At 67.9% G+C, this 17,044-nt stretch carries 13 protein-coding genes; 4 read left to right on the top strand and 9 right to left on the bottom strand.

Features of this window, described 5'->3' with window-relative positions:
* Window positions 1–159: 159 nt before the first annotated feature.
* From AC6EUH_RS10225 to AC6EUH_RS10210, 4 genes are all read right to left on the bottom strand, one after another.
* The gene (locus AC6EUH_RS10225; protein ID WP_056428793.1) at window positions 160–1,842 is read right to left on the bottom strand and encodes an ABC-F family ATP-binding cassette domain-containing protein; all 1,683 of its coding nucleotides are present in this window, start codon (window positions 1,840–1,842) and stop codon (window positions 160–162) included.
* Between the two features lie 54 nt (window positions 1,843–1,896).
* Window positions 1,897–3,885, bottom strand: a complete 1,989-nt coding sequence (locus tag AC6EUH_RS10220) for a penicillin-binding transpeptidase domain-containing protein (protein ID WP_056428790.1) — start codon at window positions 3,883–3,885, stop codon at window positions 1,897–1,899.
* A 222-nt stretch (window positions 3,886–4,107) separates the two neighbouring features.
* Window positions 4,108–4,764 carry a response regulator gene (locus AC6EUH_RS10215; RefSeq protein WP_499738543.1) on the bottom strand — a complete coding sequence of 219 codons (657 nt, stop codon included), beginning with the start codon at window positions 4,762–4,764 and terminating at the stop codon, window positions 4,108–4,110.
* Window positions 4,761–6,140, bottom strand: a complete 1,380-nt coding sequence (locus AC6EUH_RS10210; RefSeq protein ID WP_499738542.1) for a sensor histidine kinase — start codon at window positions 6,138–6,140, stop codon at window positions 4,761–4,763. The genes AC6EUH_RS10215 and AC6EUH_RS10210 overlap by 4 nt, the downstream gene beginning before the upstream one ends.
* A 187-nt stretch (window positions 6,141–6,327) precedes the next feature.
* Here AC6EUH_RS10210 and AC6EUH_RS10205 point away from each other — a divergent pair, with 187 nt between their 5' ends.
* Both AC6EUH_RS10205 and AC6EUH_RS10200 read left to right on the top strand, forming a co-directional pair.
* Window positions 6,328–7,422, top strand: a complete 1,095-nt coding sequence (locus AC6EUH_RS10205; RefSeq protein WP_499738541.1) for an ABC transporter permease — start codon at window positions 6,328–6,330, stop codon at window positions 7,420–7,422.
* 36 nt (window positions 7,423–7,458) lie between these two features.
* A complete protein-coding gene (locus AC6EUH_RS10200; RefSeq protein WP_056428778.1) occupies window positions 7,459–8,160 on the top strand; it encodes an ABC transporter ATP-binding protein in 702 nt (233 codons plus the stop codon).
* A gap of 13 nt (window positions 8,161–8,173) precedes the next feature.
* On the opposite strand, the gene AC6EUH_RS10195 is transcribed toward AC6EUH_RS10200, so the two are convergent.
* From AC6EUH_RS10195 to AC6EUH_RS10175, 5 genes are all read right to left on the bottom strand, one after another.
* Window positions 8,174–9,613: a phytoene desaturase family protein gene (locus AC6EUH_RS10195; protein ID WP_056428775.1), complete on the bottom strand. Its 1,440-nt coding sequence runs from the start codon at window positions 9,611–9,613 to the stop codon at window positions 8,174–8,176.
* Window positions 9,606–11,075: a glycosyltransferase family 87 protein gene (locus AC6EUH_RS10190; protein WP_499738540.1), complete on the bottom strand. Its 1,470-nt coding sequence runs from the start codon at window positions 11,073–11,075 to the stop codon at window positions 9,606–9,608. The genes AC6EUH_RS10195 and AC6EUH_RS10190 overlap by 8 nt, the downstream gene beginning before the upstream one ends.
* A gap of 187 nt (window positions 11,076–11,262) precedes the next feature.
* Window positions 11,263–11,403 carry a hypothetical protein gene (locus AC6EUH_RS10185; protein ID WP_186329155.1) on the bottom strand — a complete coding sequence of 47 codons (141 nt, stop codon included), beginning with the start codon at window positions 11,401–11,403 and terminating at the stop codon, window positions 11,263–11,265.
* A gap of 649 nt (window positions 11,404–12,052) precedes the next feature.
* Entirely contained in the window at window positions 12,053–12,637 is a 585-nt protein-coding gene (locus AC6EUH_RS10180; RefSeq protein ID WP_499738539.1) for a histidine phosphatase family protein, read from the bottom strand.
* Window positions 12,638–14,104 (bottom strand): CCA tRNA nucleotidyltransferase, encoded by a 1,467-nt coding sequence (locus AC6EUH_RS10175; protein ID WP_499738538.1) that lies wholly within the window; start codon window positions 14,102–14,104, stop codon window positions 12,638–12,640.
* Window positions 14,105–14,274: 170 nt separating this feature from the next.
* Here AC6EUH_RS10175 and AC6EUH_RS10170 point away from each other — a divergent pair, with 170 nt between their 5' ends.
* Window positions 14,275–14,823, top strand: a complete 549-nt coding sequence (locus AC6EUH_RS10170; protein ID WP_395940335.1) for an NUDIX hydrolase — start codon at window positions 14,275–14,277, stop codon at window positions 14,821–14,823.
* A 68-nt stretch (window positions 14,824–14,891) separates the two neighbouring features.
* Entirely contained in the window at window positions 14,892–16,940 is a 2,049-nt protein-coding gene (murJ, locus tag AC6EUH_RS10165; protein ID WP_499738537.1) for a murein biosynthesis integral membrane protein MurJ, read from the top strand.
* The last annotated feature ends 104 nt before the right edge of the window (window positions 16,941–17,044 follow it).

Raw genomic sequence — 17,044 nt, 5'->3', positions numbered from 1 at the left:
ATCATTTGTTGCGCAGCAGCGCCCCGACATTGCGAGAACATGCGCGAGACCCCCAAATAGCCCAACCCTCCCGCATCTTGCGCACGAAAAGCGCCGACGCTCCCTCACCAGATGAGGAAGCGTCGGCGCAAAACGTGCAGGACGTGAGGGAGCGTCGGGTCAGCGGGCGCGTTCGACGCGTTTTTCGTCCCAGACGGGCTCGGCCGATTCGTAGACCCTGCCGTCGGAGCCGAAGACCAGGAACCGGTCGAAGGTCCGGGCGAACCAGCGGTCGTGCGTCACGGCCAGGACGGTGCCCTCGAAGTGGTCGATGGCCCGCTCCAGCGCCTCGGCCGAGTGCAGGTCCAGGTTGTCCGTGGGCTCGTCGAGCAGCAGCAGGGTTGCGCCGGAGAGCTGCAGGAGCAGGATCTGGAACCGCGCCTGCTGCCCGCCGGAGAGGGATTCGTACTTCTGCTCCGACTGCGATGCCAGCCCATAACCGTCCAGGGCGCCGGCCGCCGCCTCTCGACCCAGCCCCGACCGGTGCTCGTCGCCCCGGTGCAGGATTTCCAGCAGGGTCTTGCCCAGCAGGTCGGGCCGGACATGGGTCTGGGCGAAGAAGCCGGGCCGGATCCGGGCGCCGAGTTTCACCGTGCCCTCGTGCGGGACTTCGGCGATGTCGACGTCGGACACCGGCAGGTGCTCCCGCTCCGGGTCGGTGCCGCCGGTGGCGAGCAGGCGCAGGAAGTGGCTCTTGCCGGAGCCGTTGGAACCGAGCACGCCGACGCGGTCCCCGAACCAGACCTCCGTGGAGAACGGCTTCATCAGCCCGGTGAGCTCCAGCTTGTCGGCGACGACGGCACGTTTGGCGGTCCGGCCGCCCTTGAGCCGCATCTGCACGTTCTGCTCGATCGGCAGCGCCTCGGGCGGCCCGGCCTCGAGAAACTTCGCCAGGCGCGTCTGCGCGGCGTGGTACCTGTTGGCCATATCCGAGCGGAACGCGGCCTTGTTCTTGTACATGTTGACGAGTTCCTTGAGCTTCACGTGCTCCTCGTCCCAGCGCTTGCGGAGCTCCTCGAAGCGGGCGTTCCGGTCCGCGCGGGCGTCCACGTAGGAGCCGAAGCCGCCGCCGTGGATCCACGCGCCGGCGCCGTTGATGCCCGGTTCCAACGTGACGATGCGGCCCGCGGCGTTGTTGAGCAGTTCGCGGTCGTGGCTGATGAAGAAGACCGTCTTCTTAGACTCGTTCAGCTTGGCCTCAAGCCAGCGCTTGCCGGGGACGTCGAGGTAGTTGTCCGGCTCGTCGAGGAGCAGGAGCTCGTCGGGGCCGGCGAACAGCGCCTCAAGCACCAGGCGCTTCTGCTCGCCGCCGGAGAGGCTCGACGCCGGGCGGTGCTGCGCACGGTCGAACGGCAGGCCGAGGGCGGCCATGCAGACCTCGTCCCAGACCGTTTCGACGTCGTACCCGCCGGCGTCGCCCCAGTCGACGATCGCCTGGGCGTAGTTCATCTGGGTGGGCTCGTCGTCGTGCTCCATCATGGCCAGTTCGGCTTCATCGACGGCGCGGGCTGCTGCTGCCAGTGCCGGCGGGGCGGCGGAGACCAGCAGGTCGCGGACGGTGGATTCGTCCCGTACCTGGCCAACGAACTGGCGCATGATGCCCATGTTGCCGGATCGGCCGATCACGCCTTCGTCGGGAACGAGGTCGCCGGAAATGATCCGGAACAGCGTGGTCTTGCCGGTTCCGTTCGGCCCGATGAGTGCGGTTTTGGTGCCGTCCGGGACCTTGAAGGTCACGCCGTTGAGCAGCTGGGTGCCGTCGGAGAGGAAGTAATCGATGTTGGAAACGTCAATATGAGCCACACTTCCATCCTCCCACGGCCGTGGCGGCGGGCCGGCGCCGCCCCAAGGGAGGGGTCAGCCGGCGGCCGTCAGGAATTCCTTCAGCAGCGGACCCGAGACGGTGGCGCCCAGTCCGCCTTCCTCGACGAACACGGCGACCGCGAGGTCCCCGTGAACGGCCACGATCCAGGCGTGCGTCTTGGGCGGGTTGTCCTTGCCGAATTCGGCTGTTCCGGTTTTGGCCGCGACCGGGGCGCCCGGGACGGAGGCGAGGAAGCCGGTATGGCCGGAGGTCACCACCGCGCGCATCATGTCCTTCAGTGCGGCGGCCTCCGCTGCCGTCACCGGCGTGCCGGAGGATTTTGCCGGGGCGGGGGCGGACGACGCCGTCGTGCCCTCCGACGGGGTGGCTTGGGCGGCTGTTTCGGTGCCTGCAGCCGCGTCGCCGGCGTCGGGGTTCAGCACAAGCTGCGCGGAGACGGGGGAGCCCTTCGCGACAGAGCCGGCCATGATGGCGGCGGCCAGCGGGGACATCAGTACCTTCCCCTGGCCGATCATGGAGGCCGCGTGCTCGGTCCCCGAGGCCTCGCCCGGAACCGAGCCGAGGAACGCGCCGGCCCCGAGGGCGGGGGCTTCCACGGCGACGCCGAGGGACGTGGCGGCGGATTCCAGCTGGGCCTGGCTGACCTTGTCCCGGGCGTTGATGAACGCCGTGTTGCAGGAGTGCGCAAAGGCGTCGCGCAACGTCACGGAACCCAGCGAGGCGGCAGGGTAGCCTTCGGCATTTTTGAAGGTCCGTCCGTCCACGGACAGGGTGGCCGGGCAGTCAACCGTTGAATCCGGGCTCATGCCGTTTCGGATCATGGCCAGGGAATCGACGATTTTGAAGATGGAACCGGGGGCGTACTGGCCCAGCAGCGCGGTGTCGTAGCCGTTGCTGCCCGGTCCGGAGGCCGCGGCGAGGACGGCCCCGCTGGAAGGCCGGAGGGCGACGATGGCCGAGGCCGGGCCCACCTTCCCCAGGGTGTCCTCGGCCAGCTGCTGGAGCTTGGGATCCAGGGTGGTTTTCAGCGGAGTCCCGGCCTTCATATCGACCTGGAACAGGACCCGGCGCCCGCCGTTGAGCAGGGCCCGCCGTTGCTCGGCGGTGAGTCCCGCCTTTTCGGCATAGACCTGGGTGCCGCTGGTACCCCGCAGCTGCGCGTCGTACTGCTGCTGCAGCCCGCCGGTGCCGGTGGTGTCGCCTGCTAGGAGGGCGCCGCCGGATTTCTCAATCTGCTCGGCGCTGGCCTCCCCCACAGTGCCCAGCAAGGCCCGGGCGAAGGTGCGGGTGGGGGCGAGGGGAAGCGAATCGGCGATTGCCCGGGCCCCGGGGATTGCGGCGATCTGTTCGTCAGTGATGGTCCGGCCGTCCTGGCGCAGGGTGATGGCGGTAACGAAGGCCTCAGGGCCGGCCGCCTGGACCTGTTGCACGTAGGCCGCGGGGTCCACTCCCACCAGTTCGGCGAGGCGGGTGGCAGACTCCGCCGGATCGGCGGCGGCCAGCAGGGGTTTGTCGATGCCGACGTTCACCACCGGCCGTTCGGTGACCAGCTTGGCGCCGCCGGCGCCGAGGATGTCGGCCCGCGGCGGGGAGTCGCTGGAGGTGCCCAGGACTTCGCCGGCTGCCAGGCCGGGAACCAGCAGCTCCGGGGTCCACACCGTGAGCCATTTGTCGCCGGACTTCTTCAGCTGGGCGGAGACGGTGTATTTCCACTCCCCGGAGCCGATCTTCCAGCTGTAGCTGAGCGGAACCGTGGCTGTCTCGGACTCCAGCTGCAGCTCACCGCTCGCCACCGAGGGTTTGAGCGGGTCCAGTGCCTTAAACACCTCTTTGAGCTGCTCATTGGCCGCGCCGGACTCCTGGCCCTCGAAGGCGACCGAGCCGACGTCGAGCGCTGAGACAGCGGATGCCAGCTGCTTCGCGGCGTCCTGCGCACCGGCCCTGCCGTCGTCGCAGGCCACCAGCGAGGCGCCGAGAATCAAACCAATAAGGGCAGCTGAAAGTTTCGAAATGTTCCCCACCGCGCCATTATGCACCGTGCTGCTGACAATGCCCCTGTCACATACGGCCTGCCGAGGACACGATATCCCGACCCCGGCCTGACGTTCCCGCCCGGTTGCTCCGGAGTGCACCCGCCCCGGAGTCATGAAGTTCCGCGGAATTCCGGGGATTATCCGCAACGGGGAACACCGCTGGCAACGGGTAACTGGGCAGCAGCGCGGCGGCCCGGGTGAGAAAGGGAGTTAGAAGCGCCGGATGATCCTGCGCTGCGTCGCCACGGAGATCGCGGCCGTGCGGTTGTCCACGCCGAGCTTGCCGTAAATATGCACGAGGTGGGTCTTGACCGTGGCCTCGGAGATGAAGAGCTGCTTGGCGATGGCCCGGTTCCCCAGGCCGGTGGCGAGCAGCTCCAGCAGCTGGATCTCGCGGGCGGACAGGACCGGTTCTGGATTGCGGATACGGCCCATGAGCCGGGCGGCCACTTCGGGTGCCAGCGCGGTCTGTCCCGCCGCGGCCGAGAGTACCGCCTGGCGGATCTGTTCCGGCGGCGCGTCCTTGAGCATGTAACCGCTGGCCCCGGCTTCCACGGCGGCGAGGATGTCGGCGTCGGAGTCATAGGTGGTGAGGATGAGCACCGGCGGAGCGGGCTGTCCGGCCTCGCCCGCTTTGATCCTGCCGGTCGCCGTGACACCGTCCATGCCGGCGCCCATCTGCAGATCCATGAGCACGACGTCGGCCGGCTCGCCGAGGGTATGGAGCCGGGACAGCTCGGCCAGGGCTGCACCGCCGTCGGCCGCTTCCGCGGCGACAGTGATGCCTTCGAAGTCGCTCAGCATGGCCCGCAGTCCAGCCCGGACCACCGGGTGGTCATCGACCAGCAACACACGGATATCGTTCACGGTTCGTTCCGTGCCGGGGACTCCCCGAGCGGGAGCCGGATGGCCACCACCGTTCCCTCGCCGGATGCGGACTCGATGTCCAGGCTGCCGGCCAGCGCAGCCACCCGTTCCTGGAGCGATTTCAGTCCGTAGCCGGAGCCGTCCGGACGGCCGGCGGGGGCCGTAACCGCCGAGGGGTCGAACCCTGCGCCGTCGTCGTAGATATCCATCGCCACTTCGCTGCCCAGGAAGGACAGGGTCACGACGGCGGTCTCCGCTTTGGCGTGCACCCACACGTTCGCAAGGCTTGCCTGTGCGGCCCGAAGCAGGGTGGTGCGGTACGGGTTGGGAAGGTCCACCGGGGTTCCTTCAAGGTCGAAGCGGCACCGCAGCCGGGTGCCGCGGGCGGCGGCCTCGGTTTCGGTCTTTTCACAGAGCCGGCGCAGGCTGTTGACCAGGGGGTCCTCCGCCGCGGGCTGTGCGGCGTTGCCCGCTGGGTCCGCTGTGTTTCCCGCTGTGTTCAACGCTGTGTCGCCCGCAAGTGCGGGGGGCTGCAGGCCGCGGACAAAGTTGCGGGCCTCGGCCAGGTTCGCAGCTGCCGTCTCCTGGACGGTCCGGAGCCGGTCGCGGGCCGTAGCGGTGTCCCCGTCGTCGAGGGCCTTTTCCGCCGAACGGCCCATCAGCACAATGCTGGAGAAGCCCTGGGCAAGCGTGTCATGGATTTCGCGGGCCAGCCGGGCGCGTTCGGCCAGCGTGCCGGCGTCATGCTGGCTGCGGGCAAGTTCGGTGCGGGTGCGGCGCAGCTCCTCGGCGGCAAGCCGCTGGCTTTCGGCTTCCAGGTAGAGCGCCCGGTAGGCCAACCCGGTGACCACGGCAAAGGCGGCCCCGAAGGCAGGTCCCAGCACCATCGGCAACTGCAGGGCGGCCCCGTCAGCCCCGGTGTTGTGGAACCAGAGCGCCACAATCACCAGCACGGTGCTCAGGGCTATCGCCGGCAGCGCCAGCCGCAGCGTCAGCACGTGCAGCTGCAGGAAAAAGAGCGGGAAGGCCAGCCACACGAAGTCGGGGCTGGCCCAGATCAGCAGCAGCCAGAGCAGGCAGACGGCGGCCAGCCACAGGGTCGAATATGGCCGGGGATCAAACCGGGACGAATCCGAGGAGTGCCGTTTCTCCAGGACGGTACCCAGCACGTAGACGGCGGCGAGAACCAGCGCGAGGCCCACGATGAGCCAGTCCGCGCCCCGAAGTCCGGTGCTGAACAGCCGCGCCACGGCGACGAGCAGGAGCACGGCAAAGCCGCTGTGAAGGCACACCCGGAGGACGCGCAAAATCACGGCAGCATTCGGCGGGCCGCCCGTAGCGGTCACCTCCGGCGCGCTGTGAACCTTGACATCCATGCTTTCAGCGTAGTGCCGGACGGGGCCGGATCCGCCCGAAATCCCTGCCGCCGCGCCACTATCAACCGTTTGGTTGACCGGCGGGTCAACCACTCCGCCCTGCAGGCTCAGCCGCGCGGGCGATGCCGGACCGGAACCGCGGCGGGAGGCTGGAACCAAGACCACAATCCCCGTGAAAAGGACTCCTATGTATCTCGCTCTCCGCGACCTCCGCTTCGCCAAAGGACGCTTTGTCCTGATGGGCGGAGTCGTCGCGCTCATCACGTTGCTGCTGGTGCTGCTCTCCGGCCTCACGGCCGGGCTGGGCAACCAGTCGACGTCGGCCCTCGCCGCGCTGCCGGCGGACCAGATAGTCTTCGGGGCTTCCGCCGGCGACAGCGCCAAGGCGTCCTTCACCGAGTCGGAGGTCACCCGCACACAATTGGCTGATTGGGCCGCCCGCGAGGGTGTTGCGGACGCCGGTCTGCTGGGTATCAGCCAAAGCCGCTTCCAGGCTCTTGGCCCGGCCGGTTCGCCGTCCGGGACGGCCAGCGTCGCGGTCTTCGGGACCGAAGGCTCCGGCCTGGCGCCGGGCCCCGTGGCCGAGGGAACGGTGGTGGTCGGCACCAGCCTTGCCAAGGAACTCAAGCTGCAGGCGGGGAGCCGCGCCACGGTGGGCGGCACCGAACTGACCGTGTCCGCCGTCGTCCCGGACCAGTGGTATTCCCATACCGGCGTTGTGTGGACCACCCTCGCCGACTGGCGGACGCTGGCCCACATCACTGGCAAGGACGCCGCTGCGACCGTCATCGCGGTCACGTCCGACGGCGGCCAGTCCCTCGATGTCGACGCCGCCAACGCGGCGGCCGGGACCGTCAGCACCACCCGGGACGGTTCGTTCCAGGCCCTCAGCTCCTACAAGAGCGAAAACGGTTCCCTCCTGCTCATGCAGGCCTTCCTGTACGGCATCTCGGCCCTGGTCATCGTGGCGTTCCTGACCGTTTGGACCGTCCAGCGCACCCGGGATATCGCCGTCCTCAAGGCCCTCGGCGCGTCCTCCGGCTATGTCCTCAAGGACGCCATGGTCCAGGCTGCGGTGGTGTTGCTGGCCGGTGCGGTGACCGGGGGTGCCGCCGGGGTGGCTGGCGGGGTCCTCGCAGCCACAGCAGCCCCGTTCCTGCTGACCGCGGAGACCATACTCCTGCCCATCGCGGGGATCGTGGTCCTCGGTCTCGCCGGGGCCGCCCTGGCGGTCCGCAGCATCACCCGGGTGGATCCCCTGCTGGCCCTCGGCGGCAACTAGTACCCCCGCATCAGCATTCCCCGAAAGGCATACCTCATGAAAAACGCCCTCAACCTCGTCGACGTCACCCTCCAGTACCCCGACGGCGACGGCACCCTCAAGGCACTCGATGCCGTCAACGTGAAACTGGCCCCGGGGGAGTTCCTGTCCCTTGTGGGGCCGTCCGGATCGGGCAAGTCCTCTCTATTGGCCGTCGCCGCCACGCTCGTCAGGCCCACCGCGGGCCTTGTGGTGATCGACGGGATCGACGCCGGCGGCCTGTCGGAAGCTGACCGCACCTCGCTGCGCCGCGACAGGATCGGCATCATCTTCCAGCAGCCCAATCTGCTGCCGTCCCTCACGGCCCTGGAGCAACTGGTTATCGGCGACCACCTGCGCGGCAAGCCGGCGCGGGCGGCGGCCACGCGCGCCGCAGCGCTTCTGGATCTCGTTGGCCTGGCTCCCGCTGCCGGCAAGCGTCCCCACCAGCTCTCCGGAGGGCAGCGGCAACGGGTCAATATTGCCCGTGCGCTGATGGGGGATCCCGCGGTGCTGCTGGTGGACGAACCCACGGCAGCCCTTGACCGGGAACGGAGCGAGGCAATCGTGGGACTCCTGCGCCGGGTCACCGACGAGTTCGAGGTGGCCACGGTCATGGTCACCCATGACACCGGATTCGTCCCGATGACGGATACGGTGGCCAGCATGCGCGACGGCAGGCTCTCCGCCCCGCAGGCGGTCAGCGCGGCCCGGGGCTGAGCGCGGGGGCGTCCTAGATCCCGAGGCGCGGAACCGCGAGACCAAATATGTCCTTCAAGGCATATCTTGCGGCGTGGTATCCCGGCATCCCGGTCACACCGGGACCGGGTGGCGTGGAGGAGGAACACAGGTACACGCCGGGCAGGGGAGTCCGCCAGGGAACGGGTCCCAGGACGGGGCGCCGGATGATCCCCCGGAGGTCCATCAGGCCGGCGCTGAAGTCACCGCCGACGTAGTTCTCGTTGTAGGCACCAAGCTCAGCGGCAGTGGTGACCTGCAGACTGATGACAAGGTCCCGGAATCCCGGGGCGAAGCGCTCCAGCTGGGACATCACTGCCTCGGCCATGTCCACGCTGGAACCCGCCGGCACGTGGCAGTAGCTCCAGAGGATGTGCCGGCCGCCGGGTGCCCGCCCGGAATCGAAGCGCGAGGGCTGGGAGACCAGGACATAGGGGCGGTCCGGATGCCGCCCCGCGGCGACGAGGTTTTCGGCTTCGGCCATCTCCGCACGGGTGCCGCCGACGTGGACTGTGCCTGCGTCGGCCAGTCCGGACGCTGCCCACGGGACCGGGCCGGAGAGGATGAAGTCCACCTTGCATGCCCCGTTGCCGAACCGGAACTGCTCAAGGGCGCGGCGGTACCGGTCGGGGAGCCTGCCGTCCGCCAGTCTCAGGAGTCCGGGCGGCGCCACGTCCAGCAAGGTGGCGCGGACCGGGGGCAGCTCCGCCAGTGACCCGATCCTGGCCCCGGTTTCCACCGCCCCGCCGTGCGCTTCAAGGTCCGCCACCAAGGCCTGCGCGATCGCCCCGGAGCCGCCGACCGGGACCGGCCAGCCGACCGTGTGGGCCAGTGTCCCCAGCATCAGGCCCGCTCCGGCCGCGGCGGGGGCGGGCAGTTGCGCCACGGCGTGCGCCGCGACGCCGGTCAGCAGCGCGGGCGCCAGTTCCTCCCGGAACCTCACCCCCCACAGCCCCGAGCCCTGCTCCAGGACACGGACGCCGAACAGGGCGGCAGCGACCGGGTCGCGCGGCAGCCGGAGCAGCTGGTTTAGCGTCAGGTCCGCGACGCCGTCCGCCCGTTGCACCAGCGGGGCCATCAGCCGTCCGAAGGCGCCGCCGTCGCGCCCCAGGTGCGCAACCGTCCGCTCCAGGGAGCGGTAGGCCAGCGCTGCCCGGCCGCCGTCGAGCGGCGTGCCGTAGGAGACGTCGGGCACCTCCAGCCGGATCCGCCGCGAGAGCTCGAACTGCCGGAAAAACGGCGAGGCCAGGGCCATCGGGTGCACTGCCGAACACACATCATGAAAGTGGCCGGGCTCCATGAGCTCGGCGGTACGCAGCCCGCCCCCGGGGGCGGGTGCCGCCTCGTAGACGTGCACCTTCAGCCCGGCACGGGCCAGGGTTACCGCCGCGGCGAGCCCGTTGGGTCCTGACCCGACGACGGCAACATCAGGCATCTGCGGGGGCCTTTCGCCACGGCAGCACGGAGGCCGAGGGGCGCAGCAGATCCACCCGTAACCGGTCCGGAAGGCCTTCGAACGGCCCGCCCTGCGGATCATCCGTCCCGTGCCGGCGGACAACGTCATGGCCGGGATCCCAGATCTCCAGGGCCACCCGCGCCATCAGGTAGCCCGTGGCGGCCATATGGAAGACCACGGCGAGGACGTAGTAGGGCATATCAATATTGTGCTGGGAGACACCGCCGCTCGTCACCTGTCCGAGGTACATCCAGACTGCCGCCCAGTGCAGCGCCTCGAAGGTCTGCCAGATCAGGAAGTCCCGCCAACGGGGCCGGGCGAGGGCAAGCAGCGGGATGAGCCAGATGACGAACTGGGGTGAGTAGACCTTGTTGGTCAGGATAAATGCGGCAACGATCAGGAAAGTGAGCTGCGCGAGCCGGGGCCGCCGGGGTGCGGTCAGGGCCAGCACACCGATCAGCACACAGGCCAGCACGAACAGGTTCATTGCCAGGGTGTTGATCGCCTCGGGCTGCAGGGGGAGCAAGCCCAGCCGGCCGGCGACGAGGTTGTAGGCGAACCAGGGCGAGCTGTAGCCGGCGGGCCGGTCCTCGGTGAAATCGTAGAAGTATTTCCAGCCCTCCGGGTTGACGGCGGCGACCGGGAGGTTGACCGCCAGCCACGCGGCGGCTGCGGCGCCGGCGGTGACCAGGACGCCGCGGATCCGCCCGGTGCGCAGGGCCAGGAGCAGGACCGCGCCAAGAACCAGCACCGGGTAGAGCTTCGTGGCCGTGCCCAGGCCGATGAAGATCCCGGCCAGCACCAGTTTGTTCCGGGAGAAGCAGTACATTCCCAGGGCCAGGAGCCCCACAGCCCACATGTCCCAGTTGATCGTGCCGGCCAGGATCATGCCGGGGGCCACCGCGACCATTGCCGCGTCCCACGGCCGACGGCGGGCCATCCGTGCCGTGGCGAGCACCGTGACGATCCAGACGGCCAGGATCAAGGCGGCGTTGATGTCGAAGTAGGCCAGGATGCGCGTGGTCGAGACGCCCTCGCCGGGCACCAGCAGGGCCGTGGCTCCGGCGATGAAGCCCATGAGGACGGGGTATTCGAAGAACGTCCCCTGTGTGATGAAGGGGAAGGCCCCGTCGCCCAGCCCCCGGTTCTTGAACAACTCCGGGAAATCCGAATAGCAGGTCGCATAGAACTGGCCCGGGGTTTCCCACCCGTTGCTGCGGCAATAGGACTTCAGCAGGATGCCGATGACAGATCCCAGGACGGTCAGCAGGATCAGGACACGTTCCACGGTGAAAAATCCGGGGGAGACGATGCCGGGGGCAGAGCGGCGGCCCATGGGTCCGCCGATCAGTTCCGTGAAGTTCCTCAGCGTGGGGTCGTTGCGGCTCGGAATGACCAGTCGGACGCGTCGGCGCTGCTCCGGCGGCTTTGTCTCCTGCATGTCCCTGAGCTTACCGGGGCGGGTCCGGCTGGATGTGCTGCGCCGGGCGGATGGCCGGGCGGGTGTGGACCGGGCGCCCGGATTGGCGCTGGCGCTTAAAGGGGGGAGCCCACGCGTCGCCGCGTGGGCTCCTTGCGGATCAGTTCCGACGTCAGTCATCAGTTTTCCTTCGGTGGCCGGGACTGCCTCAGCGGATGAGGCCCATCTGGTGCATAACGACGTAGACGTCCTCGCGTTTCTGGTCCAGGAGTTGTCCGTTGAACAGCGCCGTGTGCCTCGGGGCCGGCTGGCTGCCCAGGCGCAGGAGCGACTGGAGTTTCTGCTTCATAGTGGTCACCTCCCTCCGGGGTTTCGTGCTGCATGGTCCGGGTGTGGAGCTGGCAATAGTCACGGTGGACCTCTCTTTGGTGTTGACGGAAAGGGGAGTAATTGGGCATGCCAATTAAGGCCTCTGTGAATTGAGGATGAAAAGGCCGCAATTGGGCAGGGAATTACCCGGCACTAATGAATGGTTACGCAAAAGCGGAAAGTTGGCCCCTGAACGCGGGAGCGCGGCAACCCCAACAGGAAGCCGGGTTCCGAACTTTGGGGATACTGCGCAACCGCGTGGTTCCGCCTGGTCAGTCCGCTGTCACGGCACTCCCAGGAAGAAGAAGTGCCGGGTATCGCCTTGGCTCCGGGCCTAGGTCAAAACCGGGCCGCGGGGGAAGGGGTCAGGAGGCAGTCGGGCCGAAATTTGGGCGCGGTTCAGCGACAGAGGCCGGGGTGGCGGTGACGAAGTACATCCATCCGCTAGTCAAAGTAATCATTTCTCCCAACCTCCTTTTCTGTTATGCCGTAGCTCCGGCTGACTGGCCGGGCGACGCGCGCCTCGACCCCGGCAGGACGCTCTGGGGTCAGAAATAAAAATACCCTATGTCGGCGGTACTTGACTACCGAATTCATAAACTTTCTTGAAGTTATTTTCTAAACCGCATTTATAGGCCCCAGCGGACCACTGCCGGGGTCCTCTTATCCCAGCCGAGCGTGCACACTTTCGCGGTTCCCAGAATGAAATGCCGGCCCTCGTGGGGATCGAGCCCCAGCCACCGGGCGGTGAGGATCCGGGAGAAGTGGCCGTGCGCAACGATCAGCACGTTGTCCAGGCCGGATTCGAGCACGCGGGCCACAATCTTGTCCGCGCGCGCGGCGACGTCGTCGAGGGCTTCGCCGTTCGGTACGCCGTGGGTCCAGATCAGGTAGTCCGGGTTGTCCTTGCGGATCAGGTCCGAGCTGATGCCCTCGTAGTCGCCGTAGTCCCACTCAACGGCGAGTGGCTCCAGCCGGGCGTCGGGGAAGCCGGCCAGTTCCGCGGTGCGGCGGGCACGCCGCAGCGGCGACGTCAGCACCAGGTCAAAATCGACGGCATCGAGCACCTTGCGCGCCTCCACGGACTGCTGCTCGCCCTCCACGGTGAGCGGGAGGTCGGTGAGGCCGGTGTACTGGCCGCTCTTGGACCATTCGGTTTCGCCGTGCCGCAGGATCCACAGCTGCGGACGGGGGCCGTTGACAGGTGCACTCACTTAGGACTCCTCTGTTGAGAGCGCGACGGCGGATTCGGGCTGCGCCGCCCACCATTCGTGCAGTTTGGCTTCGGCCGCGGCGGGGTCCAGCGGGCCGTGCTCCATCCGTTCCTCCAGAAGGAACTTGTAGGCGCGCCCGACGACAGGTCCGGGTTTGAGTCCCAGGAGTTCCATGATGCGGCCGCCGTCCAGGTCGGGGCGGACGGCTTCGAGGGATTCCTGCTCGCGCAAGGCCGCGATCCGGGCTTCAAGATCGTCGTAGGCGAAGGCGAGCCGCTCGGCCTTGCGCTGGTTGCGGGTGGTCACGTCCGAGCGGGTCAGCCGGTGCAGCCGTTCCAGGAGGGGGCCCGCGTCGGTGACATAGCGGCGGACGGCGGAGTCGCTCCAGCCCGCATCGCCGTAGCCGTAGAAGCGCATGTGCAGCTCCACCAGCTTGGCTACGGCCTTGATGGTGTCGTTGTCGAAGCGCAGCGCCTTCATCCGTTTGGTCGTCAGTTTGGACCCGACCATGTCGTGGTGGCGGAAGCTCACGGCGCCGCCCGGTTCGAAGCGGCGCGTGGCCGGCTTCCCGACGTCGTGCATCAACGCTGCGAACCGCAGCACAAAGTCCGGGCCGGGCACGGCGCCGTCGGCATCCGTTTCGAGGGCGGCGGCCTGCTCCAGGACCTGGAGTGAGTGCTGGTACACATCCTTGTGGCGGTGGTGTTCGTCCGATTCGAGGCGCAGCGCGGAGACTTCAGGCAGCACGAAGTCGGCCAGCCCGGTGTCCACGAGCAGGTCCACGCCGGCCCGGGGATGCGCCGCGCAGATGAGCTTGACCAGCTCCTCGCGGACACGTTCCGCGGAGATCATGGTGATCCGCTCCGCCATCCGGGACATGGCGGCGCGGACGTCCTCGTGCACTGTGATGCCCAGCTGCGCGGCGAAGCGGGCAGCCCGCATCATGCGCAGCGGGTCGTCGGAAAAGGATGCTTCCGGGGCGCCCGGGGTGGCGAGGATGGAAGCGTGCAGGTCGCGGACCCCGCCGAACGGATCCACCAGCTCCAACGAGGGGAGCCGCAGGGCCATGGCGTTGATGGTGAAGTCCCGGCGCAGCAAGTCATCCGTCAGCGAGTTGCCGAAGGCCACCACGGGTTTGCGGGAGTCAGGATCGTATGCCTCGGCGCGGTAGGTGGTGATTTCGATCTGGAAGCCGGACTTGCGCATCCCGATGGTGCCAAAGGCGCGCCCGATTTCCCAATAGTTGTCAGCCCACTTCTTGATGAGGGCAACCGTCTGGTCCGGTGTGGCGTCCGTGGTGAAGTCCAGGTCCGGAGACGTCCTGCCCAGGAACAGATCGCGCACCGGTCCGCCCACGAGGGAGAGTTCGTGGCCGGCGTCAACAAACCGCTGCCCAAGCTCCAGGACCACAGGGTCCACCTGGAAATCAACAGTGTGCGAGTCAGTCTTGTGATGTGCGTGCGCCATAGTTTCTTAAGCTTGTCAGAAATCCCGGCCAGCACCACACCGAATACTCCCTGAGTCCGGCCGCCGGCAGCCAATGCGCGGACGGAACCGGCGATCCACTTTCCCGGCCGTCCACTTTCCTGCCATGTTTAGGTCCTCAAGTGCGGACAAGAGTCGTTAGAGTGGACTTCATGGCCCATCCCGTACCGAGCGCTCCCGGCAGGAGGACAAACGCACCGTTGCCATCGGCAATCGGTGCCAACGTCGCGCCGGTACAGCACTCCGGGCAGGCCTCCCTCCCCACCGTGGAGGAAGTCTCCGCCGGCGGCGTCGTGGTGGACACTTCCGACGCCGAGCTCCGGGTTGCGATCATTGCCCGCCTTAATCGCGGCGGACGGCTGGAATGGTGCCTGCCGAAGGGGCATCCGGAAGGCAAAGAGAGCAACGAGGAAGCCGCCGTGCGGGAAATCGCCGAGGAAACCGGCATCGAAGGCAAGATCCTCGCCCCGCTGGGAAGCATCGACTACTGGTTCACGGTCAGCGGCCACCGCGTCCACAAGACCGTCCACCACTACCTCCTCCAGGCCACGGGCGGGGAGCTGACCATCGAGAACGATCCCGACAAGGAAGCCGTGGACGTCGCCTGGGTGCCCATCCATGAGCTGGCCCGGAAGCTTTCCTTCCCGAACGAACGCCGCATCGCGGACCTCGCGAAGGAAGTCCTGCCGGAGCACCGCTAGGGCCACGCAGGCCTCTTATCGGACTCCGATAGCGCCTAAAGCCGTGCCCGGGTGAGACGATGAAGACGATGTCATCTGCCAAACCCACCCCAGCACACTCCGGCACCGCCGATTCCAAAGCTGTCCAATCCGGAGAAGTCCGTTCCAGCGCCATCATGGCCGCCGGCACGCTGGTCTCGCGTTTCCTGGGCTTCGCCAAGACCTGGATGCTGGCGGCCGCCCTTGGCCTGGGCTCCACCGTCAACGACACGTTCATCAACGCGAACAACCTGCCGAACCTGATCTTCCTGCTGGTGGCCGGAGGCGTCTTCAACGCCGTCCTGGTGCCCCAGATCATCAAGGCGAGCAAGGCTCCGGACAAGGGCGCCGACTACATCAGCCGGCTGCTGACGCTTGCGGTGCTGGTGCTGCTGGCCCTGACACTGGCGGTGACGCTGCTGGCGCCGTGGGTCATTGAGCTGACGACGCAGGGTTACTCGCCGCAGCAGAAGGCCCTCGCCGTGTCCTTCGCGTTCTGGTGCCTTCCGCAGATCTTCTTCTACGGCCTGTACGCCCTGCTGACCCAGGTGCTCAACGCCCACGGCGCGTTCGGGCCGGCGATGTGGGCCCCAATCCTGAACAACATTGTCGCGATCGCCGGCCTCGGCATGTTCATCTGGATGTTCGGTGCCAACGTGGCCAACCCGCACACGCTGGACACGTGGGACTCCAGCCAGACCTTCCTGGTGGCCGGGTTCTCCACCATCGGTGTGATCGCCCAGACCACCATCCTGCTGGTCCCGGTGTTCAGGCTCCGCCTGGGCCTGCGTCCGCGGTTCGGCTGGCGCGGCGTCGGCCTGGGACATGCCGCCCGGCTGAGCGTCTGGACCCTGGCGACGGCCGCCGTCGGGCAGCTGGCGTTCCTCTATGTCATGCGTATCGCCACAATTCCGGGCGCGGAACGCCTCCGCCTGGAACAGGCAGGGGACCCGGCCGCGGACACGATGCCGGGCAACGCCGTTCTGGAAGTGGCCAGCCAGCTCTACCTGCTCCCGCACTCCATCATTGCGCTCTCGCTGGCCACGGTGCTGTTCAACCGGATGACCCGGGCCTCGCAGGACGGGGACCACGCGGCGCTGCGCAACGCACTCTCCCACGGGCTGCGGACCATGGCCGTCGCCACCGTCTTTGGCGCGCTGGCGCTCTTTGCGCTGGCCGGGCCCCTGGGCATGTTCTTCTCCGGCGGGGTGAAACAGGACGGCGTTATGCTGGCCCAAACCCTCACTATCCTGGCCCTGAGCACGCCCTTCATGAGCGCCAACTTCATGATGTCCCGGGTGTTCTACGCCAACGAGGACGCCCGGACGCCGTTCTTCATCCAGCTGGTGCTGGCCCTCGTGAACGTGGTCGCCGCCTTCACGATCCAGTTCCTGCCGTTCGATCAGATCATTTTCGCCATCGCCATCCTCTACACCGGCGGCAACATCCTGTCGGTGATTGTCAGCGCGGTCTTCCTGCGCCGGCTCCTGGGCCATCTGGACGGCCCGCGGATCGCCAACTCCTACATCAGGATGGGCTACGCCGCGCTGGGTTCCGCACTGGCGGGGGCAGGGGCTTTGTGGCTGCTGGGCAGTTACAGCCCGGATGGCTTCGCCTGGAGCACCCCCATCGCCGCTCTGGTGACGATCGCCGTCGTCGGGCCCGTCATGCTGGCGGCCTACCTGCTCCTGCTGAAGCTCTTCCGCGTGACCGAGCTGAGCGACCTGCTGCAGCCGCTGCTGGGCCGCCTGCGCCGCCGGCAGGCTGCCGAGCCCGGCGCCGAAGACCTGCCGGACGGCGCCGCCGCAACGCGGACCAGGCCGGAACGTGCCACCGTCTCGGTGGACACCGGCCTTATTCCGAGAATTTCGGGGGAGTTCGACGCCGCATCCTTCCGTGCCGGCCCTGACCTTGGCGAACAGGACGAACGCGCCGGACGCGCCGGGCCGGAGGGCGGTTACCTTCCCGCCGAGGATTTGCCGAGCACCGCGGAGGGCGGCTTGGGGCGTGGGGACAGCCCGCTGCCTGGACGCCGGACCTACCAGGGACCGGCGGGACACAACCCTTATTTCCCGTTCGGCGGCAAGAAGAAAAAATAGTAACCAGTCGGGTCGCAGCGCCGTGCTTCCGCGGCGCGGACACTGCATCGGCTAGGATCGAAGACTAACAAGGGGAGTTGCAGACCAGGGGTCCACCGGCTTAC

The sequence above is a fragment of the Arthrobacter sp. 001422645 genome (assembly GCF_059816125.1).
Note: the sequence above shows the minus strand (reverse complement) of the source record. Positions and strands in the feature narration are given on the sequence as shown.

Excerpts from the sequence above, each read along its gene's own strand:
- murJ (WP_499738537.1), top strand. The coding sequence starts at position 14,892 with ATGTCATCTGCCAAACCCACCCCAGCACACTCCGGCACCGCCGATTCC.
- AC6EUH_RS10190 (WP_499738540.1), bottom strand. The coding sequence starts at position 11,075 with ATGCAGGAGACAAAGCCGCCGGAGCAGCGCCGACGCGTCCGACTGGTC.
- AC6EUH_RS10205 (WP_499738541.1), top strand. The coding sequence starts at position 6,328 with ATGTATCTCGCTCTCCGCGACCTCCGCTTCGCCAAAGGACGCTTTGTC.
- AC6EUH_RS10175 (WP_499738538.1), bottom strand. The coding sequence starts at position 14,104 with ATGGCGCACGCACATCACAAGACTGACTCGCACACTGTTGATTTCCAG.
- AC6EUH_RS10195 (WP_056428775.1), bottom strand. The coding sequence starts at position 9,613 with ATGCCTGATGTTGCCGTCGTCGGGTCAGGACCCAACGGGCTCGCCGCG.
- AC6EUH_RS10210 (WP_499738542.1), bottom strand. The coding sequence starts at position 6,140 with ATGGATGTCAAGGTTCACAGCGCGCCGGAGGTGACCGCTACGGGCGGC.
- AC6EUH_RS10170 (WP_395940335.1), top strand. The coding sequence starts at position 14,275 with ATGGCCCATCCCGTACCGAGCGCTCCCGGCAGGAGGACAAACGCACCG.
- AC6EUH_RS10200 (WP_056428778.1), top strand. The coding sequence starts at position 7,459 with ATGAAAAACGCCCTCAACCTCGTCGACGTCACCCTCCAGTACCCCGAC.
- AC6EUH_RS10185 (WP_186329155.1), bottom strand. The coding sequence starts at position 11,403 with ATGAAGCAGAAACTCCAGTCGCTCCTGCGCCTGGGCAGCCAGCCGGCC.